Here is a 15099-nt window from a genome sequence, read left to right as displayed (position 1 = left end):
TGGCGTTGATTTTAATTTCCTTGGCATGCTAAAATAGTGCCAAGGGGGTGGAAAAAACTGTATGACGCAAGACCTTTTTGAATGGCTCACACAGGCCGAATATGACTTAATGACAGCCAAGGATATGTTTAACGCCGGCAGGTATATTTACACCGTTTATATGTGCCACCTGGCCATTGAAAAAGCGTTAAAAGCACTGGTAAACGCATCAACCGGAAAAATCCCGCCTAAAATACATAACCTCATCAGGTTAATGCAGCTGGCATCAGCCGAGTTAACCAAGGAGCAAAAAGAATTCCTTGCAACAATCAATACAGCTGCCATTACCACCAGATATCCGGAAGAACTGAAATCTGCATTGGCAAAATTCAATAAAGTCATTGCTAAAGATTATCTGGTTAAATCCGAGGATGTGATAAAATGTATAGCCCTAGACCCGAAATTGAAACGATAATCATAGCATTTAACAAAGCCCTGGCAAAGCAAGGTATAAAAACAGAAAAGATTTTCTTGTTTGGCTCCCAGGCCAAAGGAACAGCAGGAGAGCATAGTGATATCGACCTTGTTGTTATCTCCAATAGCTTCAAAGGTTTAGATTTTATGCAACGTTGTGAATTACTAGGTCGTGCTATTGCGGAAATTATGGAACCTATCGAGCCTTTAGCTTACACCCCCGAGGAATTCGATGTACAAAAACAAAAAGCCAGCTTCCTTTACGAAGTGCTGACTGAACCACAGACTATTGAATATCAATTTTAATTTGCGAAAACCCCCGTTTTACCGGGGGTTTATAAGAAAATTTATTTATAAACGCGCCCACAAAGCACCCCGTTCTTTTTCGTTTTTTTGAAAAAGGTGCCCGGACAAAAAAGGGGACTGGCTCCTTTTTCGTTTTTTGAAAAAGGTGCCTGTCCCCTTTTTTACCAATACATTTATAATTTGGACTTTACGGCGGATACCTTGCCGGCCATGGTATGAGCCTTGTCGCGCCTGTCGTCGATTTTAACTGTAGTGACCACCCGGCTCACGCCCCCGGCAAAGGGCACTTCGTGCATCTGCCTGACCACGTCCAGCACCCGGTCCAACTCGCCCTCAATAATGGTACCCATGGAGGTGAGTTCATACTTTATACCCTCGGCCTGCTGCAGCACCTTGAGGCAGTCAGCCACATATGCGCTCAAGCCGGGGGTTGATGTACCGATGGGCACCACGCTGACCTCGACCACCGCCATCTTTTACAACACCTCCGGTAATCTTTTTATACGGCATTGGCCGCCTTGATGCTTTCCTCCCTGATCAATTCCAGTATACGCCTTTTTATCTCCAAAAATTCCGGCGCGTCTTTAACCGCATAATCCCGGGGCCGGGGCAGGCCAACCCGGATTTTTTCCTTGATCCGGCCGGGCCGGGCAGTCATGATGTAAATGGTGTCTCCCAGGAAAATGGCCTCCTCCACGTCGTGGGTAACGAACATGATGGTTTTCTTAGTCTCCTCCCAAATACTGAGCAACAGTTCCTGCATAATTGTCCTGGTCTGGGCGTCCAGGGCCCCGAAAGGCTCATCCATCAACAGGATTTCCGGCTCATTGGCCAGCGCCCGGGCAATGGCCACCCGCTGTTTCATACCCCCGCTCAGATTAACCGGGTAAACATTTTCAAAACCGCTCAAGCCAATCAGCTTCAAGTAATGCTGTGCTATTTCCGCCCTGGCTCTCTTATCCACATTTTTCAGTTCCAAGCCGAATTCAATGTTTTTTTGCACCGTCAACCAGGGGAACAAAGTATAAGACTGGAATACCATCCCCCTGTCCGCGCCGGGCGATTTAATTTCCCGGCCGTCCAGCAGCACCTGCCCGGAAGAAGGTTCCACCAGCCCGGCAACCACCCGCAATATGGTGGACTTTCCGCAGCCCGAAGGCCCCAAAATAGTGACAAATTCCCCTTCCCGCACGTCAAAGGTGGTTTCCTGCAGGGCCGTCACCCGGGCCTTTTTGGTTTGAAATGTCTTGGAAACCGACTTGATTACCAGTTTATGGCCATTATCCGGCATCATGCTCCCTCCCTGGTCAGCCAGGGGAACATTACCCTGTACAGCAGTTTAAAAATCAAATCAGTGAGCATCCCCAGAAGCCCGATAACCAAAATGCCCACAAAAATCACATCGGTTTTCAAAAACCGGCCGGCCTGGATAATCACATAGCCCAACCCCGAGCTGGCGCCGACCAGTTCCGCTACGATGAGGTAGGTCCAGGCCCAGCCGAAGGTAATGCGCAACGTGTCTATGATGCCGGGCAGGGAAGCGGGCAAAATGATTTTGCTGAAAACAGCCAGTTTTTTGGCGCCCAAAGTGTAGGATACTTCCACCAGTTCCCCGGCCACATTCTTGGTGACGTCCATGACCATCAAGGCCTGCTGGAAAAAGGTGCCCCAAAAAATAACCATCACCTTTTCCGGCTCTCCAAGTCCGATCCACAGAATAAACAGGGGAATGAACGCCGATGCCGGCATATACCGGATAAATCCCATCATGGGCTCAAAAAACGCCCGTACTTTGGGCAGCGTTCCCATAAATATCCCCAGGGGCACCGCCAAAACAGCGGAAATAAAAAACCCGACAGTTACCCTGAGCGTGCTGATCAAAGCATGGTGCAAAAGATTATCCCCAGCCGGGTCCACAACCATCCGATAAGCTGTTTGCAAAACCTGGTCGGGAGTTGGCAGGAAAGTATTGGAAACAACCCCCGCGTAGGCCAGGGCGGACCACAGAGCAAATACCAGGGCAAAGTGCGCGGCGCCCAGACAGTCGGTCCAGCTTTTATACATATTTTTACTGTTTAATAATCCACCATCCATTTTTTCACCCTCATTAACCCTCAATAAAAAAGAAGTCGGGCATAACCTCGGCTCCCCCAAAATCTTAAATTAGCAATCAATGTTATAACTAATTTTATAAGTATAATAAAGGGGGGACAAGCCCCCCGTCAAAACCAGGTCCTGTTATTATTTGACAACATTGGCCAGGTAACTGCCGTCAACCATTCTCTCCGTATCGGGCTTTTTACTGATGACCTCTTTTTCCAGGTAGAAGTCAGCGGCCTTATTCAAGGTTTCCTGGATTTTGCCATTGAACAGCTCAACATTTTCCTCGTAGTTATATAACTTGATGCCTGCCAGGAAATTGTCCGGCTTCATATCCAAACCTTCAGCCATGATTTTAACGGCATCTTCCCGGTTCTCTGCAAAATAATTCATGGCCTTGGCCAGACCGTTCACCAGGGCCTGCATTTCCCGGGGATGGCTGTCCGCATAATCTTTGCGGAAGGCCAGAGCGTCAACAATCAGGCCCGGGGTCTCTCTGGAAGTAATCAGCAGGTGGCCGTTCCCTTCGTTTACCCCCCTGGTCAGCCAGGGCTCCCAAGTCACGGCCGCGTCCACTTTACCGGCCACAAACGCGGCGCCCGCGTCGCCGGCGGAACTAACCGGCACCATGGTGATGTCGCTGTCGGAAAGCCCCACTTTGTCCAAGGCGGTAAGCAGGAAAATATGGCTGGTGGTGCCCACGTCCAGGGCCACAGTCTTGCCTTGCAAGTCCTTCAGGCCGGCAATTTCCTTTTTGGCCAGGATGCCGTCGCCACCGTATGAATCATCCAGCGCCCAGATAATGGTCACCGGGATTCCGGCGTCTTCCAGGGTGGTTTCAATGTCCAGGGTGGTGGCCATTCCGTCCACTTTGTTGCCCGCCAGGGCCTGTTTGCGTTCGGCCAGCCCCTGGATAATGCTGATTTCCACTTCCTCCAGGCCCTCTTCCTTGAAGAACCCCTTGTCCCGTGCCAGGAACAGCGGGCCGTAACCCGGCCAGGTGGTCAGGGTGATTCTTACCTTATCCAGTTTTTCTGGTTTTTCCCCGGCCTGCTGGTTGTCTCCCGCAGACTGGTTTTCCTCGCCCCCACAGCCGGCCAGGGCCAGTACCAGGCTCATCACCAGCACCAGCGCAACCATCTTATAAACGCGCATCCTCAATGTTACATCCTCCTAAATCAGTTAATAATTTAGTGTGTTAAAGCAATTTCGACAAACCTGCACATTTTTCCTTTAAACTGTTTAACACAAATTTAAAATTTAATTGGAAACACACTTTTTTAACTTGCCAGTTTCCCCCAAAAGCACCACCGGCGACTATTCCGAAAATAAAATCTCCTGCAGGGATACTATAAACCGCCGGTTGGCCTCCTCCGTACCGATGCTGACCCGCAAAAAGGTATCCAGCCCGAACTGGAACCCCGGACGCACAATAACGCCCCGTTGGGCCAGCTCCGCAAACACCGTCCGGCTGTCCCGGCCCGTATCCACCAGAATGAAATTCGTGCAGGAGGGTACATATTTTAAACCCAGGCGCTCGAACGCGCTTTCCAGGTAGCGGCGCTGCCCGTCATTCAATTGCCGCACCCGTTCGACGTGCCCGCGGTCCCGCAAAGCCGCCAGAGCCCCCGCCTGGGCAATTCCATTCACATTAAAGGGCAGGCGCACCCGGTGCATCATTTGGGTGATTTCCCGCCCGGCCACCAGGTAACCCACCCGTGCCCCGGCCAAACCGTAAATTTTGGAAAAAGTCCTGATAACACCGAGATTGGGAAACCGGTTAATTAAACTGACGGCTGACAAACCCGCCGGGTCCCGGGTATATTCCATGTACGCTTCGTCAACCATCACCACAATGTTGGAGGGAACATTTTGCATAAAGTCCCGGATATCCTCCGGCGCCACCATTGTACCGGTGGGATTGTTGGGGTTGCAGATAAAAATCAACCCGACCCCGGGATCCTGCGCCCTGGCCAGCATGGCAGTCAAATCCACCGCGTAACCGGTCAGGGGCACCGGCAGCGGGTCGGCTCCCAACAGGCGGGCGGCCACAGCGTAAGCGCCAAAGGAAGGCGTGGAAAAAACCACCGCATCGCCGGGGCCGGCAAAGGTTTGCGCCGCCAGGTAGATCATTTCGTCCGCCCCGTTGCTCAATAACAGGTTGCCGGTTTCCACCCCGTAAAACTCCGCCAGCGCCCGGCAGAGCGCATCACCGTAAGAAGATGGATAAAGGTGCACCTCTTGAGCCGCCTTTTGCATGGCTTCCACGGCCAGCGGCGAGGGGCCGTTTAAATTCTCATTGAAAGAGAGCTTGTCCACGTGCGTCAACCCCAGCCGTTTTTTTATTTCCTCTCCGGGCAGGTCCGGCAATTCCCGGGGAAAGGGTTTCAATTCCCGCACATTGGGACGCACCAAATCCGAAACGCTCATAATAGATTATCCTTTCATAAAAGAGTCCTGGTTGGAAGTAAGATGTTCAAAAATAGCCCTGGTCGCCGGATTGGCGGGACGAATCGCGCAGATATCGCTTTGGCAGCCGAAAAAATGAATGCGACATGTTAAGCTATCCAATCAAGGCAAAACCATGCACGCATTATGCAGGACCGCCAAATCCGGCCCGAAGCGAGTCATAGTCCCGTCGGCGCGGAGCATTCTGAACGCAGCAGGGACTAACGACCCCGGTACCAGGATAACATTATCTGCCCTGCCCCAGGCACTTGCGGCCCACGCGGTCGGCGGCCAAAATAGCCTCCACCACCATCTCGGGCGTTACCGTAAAGGGCATGTTACGCATATCTTCGGCCTCCACCGACCCTTTACCGACGTGTTGCAAATCCTCCGGCGAAGGGTTATGGACGCCCAACTGGGCCAGGGTAACGGGCAGCCCCATGGGGATGAGCCCGGCGGCCAGTTCCTCGGCGTCCATGGGGCGATCCTCCAGCATCAGCTGACCCAAAATGCCGAAAGCCACCGTTTCCCCGTGATAAACCTCGTGAACCCGGGGCAGACAGGTTAGCCCCGAGTAAATGGCATGGGCCGCGGCGGTGCGGCATTCGTCCCCGCCCAGGCCGCTAACCATTCCGCTTAACATGATTATGGCGTCAACCACCTGTTCCAGGGCAAAGGTCACTTCCCGCCTTTTAACGGACAAAATGGCCTCGCTGCCGTATTCCAGCAGCACCTTGCGGCATATATGCGCCGTTTCCCTGGCAGCCATAATTACGGCTCCGGTGGAACGGCGGGAAGTGGTGTCCACCTCGTACCACTTGGCCAGGGTGTCCCCCACCCCGGCGGCCAGAAGCCGCACCGGAGCCGCAGCAATAATATCGGTATCCACCAGTACCGCCGACGGCGTTTGCGCCATGGGTGACAATTCTATAAAAATGCCGTCGTCGGTGTAGGTAACCGACAGCGGTGTCCAGGCCGCGCACGTCGCGGCAATGGTGGGCACGGAAATCACCGGCATATCCAACCGGAAGGCGGTGGCCTTGGCCGTATCCAGCGCCTTACCCCCGCCCACTCCGATAATTATGTCCGCCCGGCCCTTTATTTCCTCCGCCAGCTTTTGTATATTGGACAAGGAACACTGGCCTCCGTACCAGTATTCATCGCTTATCACAATGCCTTTTTGTTTACACCCGCCAATTATTCCTTCACCGGCCACGGAAAGGGCTGTTTTACCGCCAATCAGCGCGGCCCTGGTGCCTTGCGGGCCGCAGTATTCCGCCACCCGCTCCACTATCCCGGCTTCCCGGACATAAATGCCGGGTGAAATTTTGCGTTGCATAATCTACCTCCAGACTCAAAAGCTGCTTACGCATCCAACAATATTCGACAGTCGCCGGCACCGTTCCTGCGCCGGCCGCAAATTACCGCGTAAAAAAAAGAGCCCGGAGGCCCTTTCGTTAAACAACTTGTTCAGGCAGGACCAAATTAGGCACAACCGGCATCTCCCGCCATTTATATATTTAACTTATGTACAAAACCGGATAATCCTGCAACTATAAAAGATTATTTTTCATTTTTTCAATAAAGTGTCACAAGCCCCGGGTTGCAATATAGGGTCACCGATCATGGCCCTCCCGTCACTGCCGTTGCTGCCGTTCGCTAAAATGTGATTGTTGGATAATATTAGTTTTTCGCCGGTTTTTTTATCCTTTACCACCGCGCCGAAGGTTCCCGCACTGATTTTATAATGCCCGATGCTGCTGCCGGGCAGGGCGGGTCGTATCTTTTGGACCCTCTCCATTAACCGCACCCGGCCGATCTCTATAACATCCGTTTCCAACCCGTTTATTTTCCCGGGTATCCGTTCTCCACGGCTTAAATCTTTTACTGACACCTTTTTTTCCACAAAAACGATTATTGCGGGCTTATCGGTGCGGGTCGAGCCCACCTGTTTGTAGCCAACTCCCACACCCCGGACATTGGGCATTTGTAAAATGCGCCGGCGCACTTTTTCCAGGGCGCGATAATGCCTTTCCATGGCACCCCCTCCTTTACTGATGCCATCTTATGCATGCAAATGAAAAAGGGTTACCCGCTTAATATGGTGAACGGGGCACGCCCAGACGGTGCCTGCCCCTTGTTTCCATCCCCCCTACTCCGTCAAAGCCGGTAATTGTCCCGGCTATAATATCCCGCAGGCTGATAGGGTCGTAAATGGAGGTATAGGCAATTTTCTCCATGATAAAAACCGGGTCGAAGGCGTGAATCAATACCCGTTTCGGTGAACTGGCAAAATTGGCCCCGGCCTTTAACAAATCTTCGTAATGGGATTGGCAGGCCCCGGCAAATATCACCAGGTCATCCCTGCTTTTTTCATAACGCCGGGCCGCCTTAACTGCATCCACAAAATATGCCGAATTATGATAATTGTTGATATCTGAGAAATCCTTAGTACCTTTTTTAAAGCCGTCATGCCCGGTAATTACCAGCAAATCGGGACGATGTTCCATCAGCAGGTCGTAAATCCTTTCCGCCTGCTGCTTTTCGGGAATGTGGTAGCCATCCGCCGGAATTTGCAACTGGCGATAAGTTGTCATACACAGGTCCAGGTATTCTCCGTCCCCGTCAATATGCAGCACCCTGCCCGGCACATCGAAACCTTCCAAACCTGCTGCATCACCGGCATCGGGCACCGAACGCGTCAAAACCCTTTCCCGGTCTTTCTGCCGGCGGGAGAAAACTTTGCGCATGGCCTCGTGATTTTTGGTCATGAGCATTCGCCAGTAATCCGCCACCTTGCCCGGCTCTATTTTCACCAGGTCATCCAGCGGCGCACTGGCGCACAGTCGCATATCCAGCCCTTTTAACCGGGCTGATGGTATACCACTGTCGTCCTCCATTATCTCCATTACCTTAAAGTAAACGTCAAGCCCATATGATTTGCGTCCTACCACATCACCCACTTTGATACCCATAATATGCCCCCTCATTTTTTCTTACATTTTATGAATAAAGGGGTTAAAGGTGTGAATCCCGGCGACGTGAAAGGACCGGCCATACATTAAACTTTCTTGCAAAAGCAGCATATTCTAAAATAATCTTTCCACTTGCTGGAATAAGGAGAGATGCCCGTGTTTTTAGCAGTCATACCCGCCAAAAACGAGGCGCCCAGCTTGCCTAAAGTTATCGCCAACCTGCCTGCGGACGATCTGGATTTTGTTGTTCCGGTTTTAAACGGCTGCACCGACAATTCGCTTTCCGTTCTGGAACAGATCAATTGCCCCCGCCTGGCCCCGCTTTGTTTTAACGAGCCCCTGGGGATAGATGTCCCCCGGGCGGTGGGGGCGGCGCTGGCCCGGCTGCTGGATGCCGGCGGGGTGCTTTTCCTGGATGGGGATATGCACGGCGTCGGCGCCGGCATATTGCGAAAGCTGGTCCACTCCGTACGGGACGGGCAGGTTGATCTGGCTTTAACTAATTGCTATCCGCCGCACTTCCAGCGCCATATAAGTACACAAGCCGTCTACCTCCTTAAAATGAGGGAAGAACTGAACCGGCATTTGCACTTGCAAAATAAAATCGGCCACGCCACACCGTCACATGGCCCGCATGCAATTTCCCGCCGCCTGCTCCGGACAGTTGCACCCGCTGATTTTGCCGTGCCCCCGCTAATGCTGGCCCATGCCGCCCGGTCCGGGCTGAAAATCGGGGTAGCGGCAGAAATCCCCCACCTGCACCTGGGGTCCCCTCTGCGGGGACACGACCACACCCGCAAAATCTTGGAGACTATTATCGGCGATTGCCTGGCCGCGCTTAACGCCCGGGGAGGCAAACCCGGCAGCCGTACCCTGGACGGCCGGGATTATGTCGGCTACCACGGGGAACGGCGCTGGGACCTGCTGGAAGCGTTTATTAGCGGCAAATTGAACGCCGATTGTTTTTAAGCCGGCATACCCAAAAAATAAAAAGGGGACTGGCTCTTTTTTCGTTTTTTGAAAAAAGTGCCTGTCCCCTTTTTTGCCCGGGTATACTTTCACTTGGTATGCTTATCCGCCACGGATGTGGCCCCGTAAGCCTCGGGTTTGATTTTCGCCTGAAAGCCGCTCCCAATGACCATCCCTACCACTTCCTTGATCAGGTCGCGGGTTTCCCCCTGTTTACCCACGTCAATATGTATCTCAACCGGCATGTCGGCAAAACCGCTTTCAGAAAAATGCTCCGCTATCTTGCCGCCCAACTCCAGGCTGAGGGCCGTTTCATAAAATATTTTTTGCCGCAGGCTTTTTATTTTACGCTGAATCTTTTTCCGATAGTAATATCGCGCCCCTTTGCCCAGACGGTGCACCACCACGGCGGTGACGAAGCAAGTTTCGTCCCTAACCATGGAGTCAGTGCCGATGATTATCTTGTAAGACGAACTGGGCAGGCCCCTGATGTAACCGGTAATGTCCCGCATCATTTCGGTAAAAGACAGCTTCCCCTTGGACGGACTGATAAAAAACAAATTGGTCCATCTCCTTTGATGTTATGTTTACCTGGTTCTGCTATATGCATCAGCCAGGCGGGCAAATTCCTGCATGCTCAGTGTTTCGCCCCGGCGAGCCGGGTTTATGCCGGCCTGTCGGAGAATATTCAGCCACTTTTCCCTGCTTACGCAACTCTGCGCACTGCTTAAAGCGTTTAAAAGCGTTTTACGCCGCTGTTGAAACGCCGCCCGGACCAGGGCGAAATAATCCGCCTCATCAAGCACGGGTACAGCCGGGGCGTTTCTTACCGTCAAACTCACCACCGCCGAATCTACTTCCGGCCGGGGGATGAAAACGGTCCGCGGCACCTTGAAAGCGGTCTTGACCTCCGCGTAAAAGTTGGCCGCCACGGTCAGGGCGCCATACTCCCTGGTACCCGGGGCAGCGGTAAGCCGACGGGCCACCTCTTCCTGCACCATTACCACCGCTTTGTCAATGGCAAAACGTCCTTCCAGCAAATGCATAATCAACGGGGTCGTGATATAATACGGCAAATTGGCCGCCACCTTGAATTTACCCGCCGGCCCGCCGGCGTTGTCTTGCACCAGGCGGTCAAAGTCGGTCTTCAGGGCGTCTGCCTGTACCAGTACAACATTGTCCAGCCCGGCCAAAGTTTCTGCCAGGATGGGGAATACGCTCCGGTCTATTTCCACCGCTATCACCCGCCGGGCTTTTGAGGCCAGACGCCGGGTAAGAGCGCCCAAACCCGGGCCGATTTCCACCACCACTTCGCCGGGGGTCAACTCGACAGTATCCACTATCTTATTTATTATATTACCATCGGTAAGAAAATTTTGCCCTAAACTTTTTTTAATCTTAAATTGATGCTCCTCAATGAGCCGCCTGATCACTCCGGGAGACGCAGGGTCCATAATTATTCCTCCGTTTTACTTATATCATACCCGTTTCCCGGGCAAAGTCAAAAAAAGAAGGCTAAAAAAACTAAAAGGGGACAGGCCATAAAAAGGGACTGGCTCCGATTCGTTTTGTGAATCAGTGCCTGTCCCCCTTTTACCGGAGCCAGTCCCCTTTAACAATAAAAAAACAGCCCTCTTTTCACTCCAGCAAATATACTTTTACTTTCTGCTTGCCCCAGCTTAATGCCTGGTTTTTTGTTTCCAGGAAAACATCTATCTTATGCCCCTTGATATAACCCCCGGTGTCCATGGCTTTACAAAGACCATATCCCTCGACGAAAAGCCGGCTGCCCAGGGGTATCACCGACGGGTCCACGGCCACTGTCCCCACCCGTGGCGGCACCCCGGTGGCGGTATTGTAACCGGTATATGTGTACGCTGTGGCCACCATATCATACACCCGGGAAAACCTTATTTCACGGCCACTCCGGGAAACGATCCGGTTGGCGCCTACCATGACCGCCCGGTCCCCGGTCCACTTCATTGCGGTACCTGCCGGCGGGTGTTTTTCCACCGGGTGATCGTCCCGGTGCGCTGCTTGCCAGTTTCCACAGAAGAATCCGTAGCTGCCTTTCTGCTGCACAATTTTTACCGTCATCCCGTCATCCAGGCGGGTTTGGGGAGCCGGATACACCTTGACTTTTGCGCCTGGAATTATACCCTGTTCTTTTAACAGCCCGTGCACATCCCCGGAAAAGGTACAGACCCGCCGCGGTTTTCCGTCAACTGACAGGTTGACTTCCTTCAACGCGGCGTTATAAGTAGCAAAAACGGCCAGGGACAACAGTGCCAGCATCAGCACAGCCGCCACAACCCGCAAATCAACGGGGTTGCCTGCTGCCGAGCGCACATTTGTGGTTATTGAGGGTTTTGATCTATTCACAAAAATCCCTCCCCATGGAAAGCATATATTTATCGTAATATATATTAACTGTATCATTTTTGGAAAAACTTGAAAACCTTTCCATAAAAATATGTCAAAAAAATACAGCAATTGCCATAAAGCAACTGCCGTATTTGCATTACCACTTTAATTCAACTGCCTACTCTCTGAAAAAAGTATCTCCCTTTTAGGGCCGGCGGTCCCCGCTGCGTTCCGAACTTCCGCGCCGACAGCACCAGCGGCTTGCTTCAGGCGAAACCGGAACGGCTTCAATTCGCCGTCCATGGCTCAGTTTCAGCCTCTCGCGGCCATCCTGCTTGTGCCCGGAACGGGTAGCCGCTCGTCCGGTTTCGCAACCTCGCTGCGCCGGGTGCTGTTACCGGCGCTCCAGTACGTCACTTGCGGGGAGCCGCCGGCCCTCCATACCGCTTTTCATCCCCTGATTGTGCCGCGCCAGCGGCATGGGCGTCTGTTTAAAATTCTATTCCCTTCTGGGCCGGAATGCCGGCGGCAAAAGGATGCTTTACTTCCCGCATTTCGGTGACCAGGTCGGCCAGGTCCACCACCTCATCGGCCGCGTTGCGCCCGGTAAGCACCAGGTGCAGCCGGGGCGGTTTGCTGCGGATTAAATCCAGTACGTCGGCCAGGTCCACCAGCCCGTAATTTACGGCGTAATTGATTTCGTCCAGAATTATCATATCGTAATCTTCTTCCTGCACGGCGCGACGGGCCTCAACCAGCGCTTCCTGCGCAGCGGCGCGGTGCGCTTTCAAGCCTTCTTCCCCGCTGTCCCTGATAAAGCCTTCGCCCATCTGCCGCATTTCAAAGGCGGGCCCCAGTTTCTCAGCCGCCCTCAGCTCGCCGTACTTCCAGCCGCCTTTGATAAACTGCAGCACCAGGACCTTCATGCCCTGTCCCCAGGCGCGCATGGCCATACCCAGCGCGGCGGTGGTTTTCCCTTTGCCGTTCCCGGTAAATACCAGGGTTAACCCCCTGGTTTGATTGTCCATTCCAGCCCCCTCCTTACAATAAACTTGATAACATCACTTGTGGATACTGCCGGACGCTGCCTTATTTTCAACACGGTTAATACAACACCTCGCGCGGTACTGTCTTTTACTCTATACGGAAAAGCCTTAGGGCGTTGGCGGTGGTAATACGGGCCAGTTCCTCAACCGGGGTGTCCCGCAGGGCGGCAATGTGCTCAGCCACATAGCGCACGTAAGCGGGCTCGTTGCGGCGCCCCCGGCAGGGTTCCGGCGCCAGATAAGGACAGTCTGTCTCAATCAGCAGGCGTTCCGCCGGCACCCGCGCGGCAATATCCTTTAACTTGGGCGCGTTTTTAAACGTCACCGGCCCGGCCAGGGAAATGTAAAAGCCCATGTCCAGGCAATCCCTGGCCACTTCCCAGCTGCCACTGAAGCAGTGCATCACCCCGCCCGCCGGGCTGATACCGTCGGAGCGCAAAATGTCCAGCAGATCGCCGAAGGCGTCCCGGGCGTGAATGATGACCGGCATTTCCAGTTCCCGCGCCAGGGCCAGCTGTTCTCGAAAGACTTTTTGCTGTACCGGACGCGGAGAAAGGTCCCGGTAGTAGTCGAGGCCCATTTCCCCCAATGCCACCACCCCGGGGCGGCGGGCCAGTTCGGCCAGCCGGGTCAGGTAGTCCTCCGGCACATCCCCGGCGTCATGCGGGTGCACCCCCGCCGAGGCGTACACCCCGGGCCGGCTTTGCGCCATGGCCGCCGTTTCTTCCGATGAAGGTACATCAAAAGCCACGCACAATGCCCTGGTAACGCCGGCTTCAGCCATGCGCTGGAATACTTGCTCCAAATCATTTGCAAACTGCACGTCGTTTAAATGTACGTGGGTGTCAAAAAGTTCCGCTTGCATGTTACGCTTCCCCCAAAGTCGCCGGGTCAATGCGCGGGAACAGCGGCTCGCCCCGCTTCAGCACCGTGCCGCCGGGCAGTTTACCCCACTGCAGCGATTCCCAGGTATGCAGTTCGGGCCGGTCCTCAATGCCTAAAAGCGGCCAGACCCGCCCGGGCAAACCGGGCATAAAGGGCGACGCCATGACGGTGGCGAAACGCAACGCCTCGGCCACATTGTACAGCACTGTATTCAGGCGGTCCTGCTTTTCCGGGTCCTTGGCCAGCGCCCACGGAGCCGTTTCCTCCAGGTACTTGTTGGCCCGGCCCGCCAGGCGGATGATGGCGGCCACGGCGTTGGCGATCTCCCGGCGGTTCATCAATTCTTCCACCGTTTCAGGCGTGGACCGGGCCAGTTCGATAAGTTCTTCGTCCGGCCCCTCGGGCAAGGACGGGGCTTCCAGCCTCCCCTTGAAATATTTATTAACCATGGCGCAGGTGCGATTGAACAGGTTGCCGAAATCGTTGGCCAGGTCCTGGTTGATCCGGTGCACCAGCGCCTCCTCCGAATAATACGCGTCCGCTCCGTAGGGCATTTCCCTGAGCAGGTAATAGCGGATGGCGTCCACGCCGTACTTGTCGATGAGCACCAGCGGGTCCACCACGTTGCCCTTGGACTTGCTCATCTTACCGCTTTCCAGCAACAGCCAGCCGTGCCCCACCACCTGCTTGGGCAGGGGCAGTCCGGCAGCCATCAGCATGATGGGCCAGATGATGGTATGGAAACGCACAATGTCCTTGCCCACCAGGTGCACGTCCGCCGGCCAGTATTTTTGGTACAAATCGTCATTTTCCTCCCCGTAACCCAGGGCGGAAATATAGTTGGTCAGCGCGTCCACCCACACGTAAATTACATGCTTGGGGTCAAAGGGTACCGGAATGCCCCAGTCAAAGGTGGTACGCGATACGCACAGGTCCTCGAGACCGCTTTTAATGAAACTGACCATTTCATTGCGCCGGGACACGGGCTGGATAAAATCAGGATTGTCTTCAATATGCTTGAGCATCCGGTCGGCGTACTTGGACATTTTAAAGAAATAACTTTCTTCTTCCATAAACTCCACCGGCCGGCCGCAATCGGGGCAGTTCCCCTCTTCCAGGCGGCCCTCGGTCCAGAAAGTTTCGCAAGGGGTGCAGTACCAGCCCTCATAGCCGGCCTTGTAAATGTCCCCCTGGTCGTAGAGTTTTTGGAATATCCTTTGCACCACCCGCTTATGCCTGTCTTCGGTGGTGCGGATGAAGTCGTCGTTACTGATGTCGAGCATACGCCAGAGGTGCTGGAAGCCGGCCACTATTTTATCCACGTATTCTTTGGGGGTTTGACCCCGCTCCCGGGCCGAGCGCTCGATTTTCTGGCCGTGTTCGTCGGAGCCGGTCAGGAACCGGACATCGTAACCGGTAAGTTTTTTGAACCGGGCCATAGCGTCGGCCGCCACCGTGGTATAAGCGTGCCCGATGTGCAGGTTGTCGCTGGGATAGTAAATTGGTGTGGTAATATAGAATGTTTTCTTTTCCGACATGGTAATCTCCTTCCT

At 53.8% G+C, this 15099-nt stretch carries 17 protein-coding genes; 3 read left to right on the top strand and 14 right to left on the bottom strand.

Translation table 11 applies throughout. The features are described 5' to 3' along the window. Window positions 1-61 precede the first annotated feature (61 nt). Window positions 62-454 carry a HEPN domain-containing protein gene (locus tag BM299_RS07505; protein ID WP_092482855.1) on the top strand — a complete coding sequence of 131 codons (393 nt, stop codon included), beginning with the start codon at window positions 62-64 and terminating at the stop codon, window positions 452-454. Continuing rightward, window positions 421-759: a nucleotidyltransferase domain-containing protein gene (locus tag BM299_RS07500; RefSeq protein WP_092482854.1), complete on the top strand. Its 339-nt coding sequence runs from the start codon at window positions 421-423 to the stop codon at window positions 757-759. The genes BM299_RS07505 and BM299_RS07500 overlap by 34 nt, the downstream gene beginning before the upstream one ends. A gap of 173 nt (window positions 760-932) precedes the next feature. Here the strand turns inward: BM299_RS07500 and BM299_RS07495 are convergent, their stop codons facing one another. From BM299_RS07495 to yabG, 8 genes are all read right to left on the bottom strand, one after another. After that, on the bottom strand, window positions 933-1232 hold the full coding sequence (locus BM299_RS07495; protein WP_092482853.1) for an MTH1187 family thiamine-binding protein: 300 nt from the start codon (window positions 1230-1232) through the stop codon (window positions 933-935). Window positions 1233-1258: 26 nt separating this feature from the next. Continuing rightward, window positions 1259-2050, bottom strand: coding sequence for an ABC transporter ATP-binding protein (locus BM299_RS07490; RefSeq protein WP_092482852.1), 792 nt, complete (start codon window positions 2048-2050; stop codon window positions 1259-1261). After that, window positions 2050-2853 carry an ABC transporter permease gene (locus BM299_RS07485; RefSeq protein ID WP_092482936.1) on the bottom strand — a complete coding sequence of 268 codons (804 nt, stop codon included), beginning with the start codon at window positions 2851-2853 and terminating at the stop codon, window positions 2050-2052. Before BM299_RS07485 ends, BM299_RS07490 begins: the two co-directional genes overlap by 1 nt. A 147-nt stretch (window positions 2854-3000) precedes the next feature. Further along, the gene (locus tag BM299_RS07480) at window positions 3001-4014 is read right to left on the bottom strand and encodes an ABC transporter substrate-binding protein (RefSeq protein WP_245779696.1); all 1014 of its coding nucleotides are present in this window, start codon (window positions 4012-4014) and stop codon (window positions 3001-3003) included. 162 nt (window positions 4015-4176) lie between these two features. Beyond that, the gene (gene hisC / locus BM299_RS07475; RefSeq protein WP_092482850.1) at window positions 4177-5289 is read right to left on the bottom strand and encodes a histidinol-phosphate transaminase; all 1113 of its coding nucleotides are present in this window, start codon (window positions 5287-5289) and stop codon (window positions 4177-4179) included. Window positions 5290-5554: 265 nt separating this feature from the next. Beyond that, the gene (locus BM299_RS07470; protein ID WP_092482849.1) at window positions 5555-6646 is read right to left on the bottom strand and encodes an iron-containing alcohol dehydrogenase family protein; all 1092 of its coding nucleotides are present in this window, start codon (window positions 6644-6646) and stop codon (window positions 5555-5557) included. Window positions 6647-6877: 231 nt separating this feature from the next. Then, a complete protein-coding gene (locus BM299_RS07465; protein WP_207545148.1) occupies window positions 6878-7345 on the bottom strand; it encodes a hypothetical protein in 468 nt (155 codons plus the stop codon). A 58-nt stretch (window positions 7346-7403) separates the two neighbouring features. After that, on the bottom strand, window positions 7404-8282 hold the full coding sequence (gene yabG, locus BM299_RS07460; protein WP_207545147.1) for a sporulation peptidase YabG: 879 nt from the start codon (window positions 8280-8282) through the stop codon (window positions 7404-7406). A gap of 156 nt (window positions 8283-8438) precedes the next feature. Between yabG and BM299_RS07455 the strand changes: the two genes are divergently transcribed. Beyond that, on the top strand, window positions 8439-9251 hold the full coding sequence (locus BM299_RS07455; RefSeq protein WP_092482848.1) for a glycosyltransferase family 2 protein: 813 nt from the start codon (window positions 8439-8441) through the stop codon (window positions 9249-9251). An 89-nt stretch (window positions 9252-9340) separates the two neighbouring features. Here BM299_RS07455 and BM299_RS07450 read toward each other — a convergent pair whose 3' ends face one another. From BM299_RS07450 to metG, 6 genes are all read right to left on the bottom strand, one after another. Then, a complete protein-coding gene (locus BM299_RS07450; protein ID WP_092482847.1) occupies window positions 9341-9811 on the bottom strand; it encodes a ribonuclease H-like YkuK family protein in 471 nt (156 codons plus the stop codon). A 27-nt stretch (window positions 9812-9838) separates the two neighbouring features. Continuing rightward, window positions 9839-10705, bottom strand: coding sequence for a 16S rRNA (adenine(1518)-N(6)/adenine(1519)-N(6))-dimethyltransferase RsmA (gene rsmA / locus BM299_RS07445; RefSeq protein ID WP_092482846.1), 867 nt, complete (start codon window positions 10703-10705; stop codon window positions 9839-9841). A gap of 184 nt (window positions 10706-10889) precedes the next feature. Next, window positions 10890-11633, bottom strand: a complete 744-nt coding sequence (locus BM299_RS20200) for a G5 and 3D domain-containing protein (RefSeq protein ID WP_165608231.1) — start codon at window positions 11631-11633, stop codon at window positions 10890-10892. Window positions 11634-12106: 473 nt separating this feature from the next. Continuing rightward, entirely contained in the window at window positions 12107-12643 is a 537-nt protein-coding gene (gene cobO / locus BM299_RS07435; RefSeq protein WP_092482844.1) for a cob(I)yrinic acid a,c-diamide adenosyltransferase, read from the bottom strand. A gap of 106 nt (window positions 12644-12749) precedes the next feature. Continuing rightward, window positions 12750-13526 carry a TatD family hydrolase gene (locus tag BM299_RS07430; RefSeq protein WP_092482843.1) on the bottom strand — a complete coding sequence of 259 codons (777 nt, stop codon included), beginning with the start codon at window positions 13524-13526 and terminating at the stop codon, window positions 12750-12752. 1 nt (window position 13527) lies between these two features. After that, window positions 13528-15084, bottom strand: coding sequence for a methionine--tRNA ligase (gene metG / locus BM299_RS07425; protein ID WP_092482842.1), 1557 nt, complete (start codon window positions 15082-15084; stop codon window positions 13528-13530). Window positions 15085-15099 lie beyond the last annotated feature (15 nt).

It is taken from the genome of Desulfoscipio geothermicus DSM 3669 (assembly GCF_900115975.1).
GTDB classification, from domain to species: domain Bacteria; phylum Bacillota; class Desulfotomaculia; order Desulfotomaculales; family Desulfallaceae; genus Desulfoscipio; species Desulfoscipio geothermicus.
Note: the sequence above shows the minus strand (reverse complement) of the source record. Positions and strands in the feature narration are given on the sequence as shown.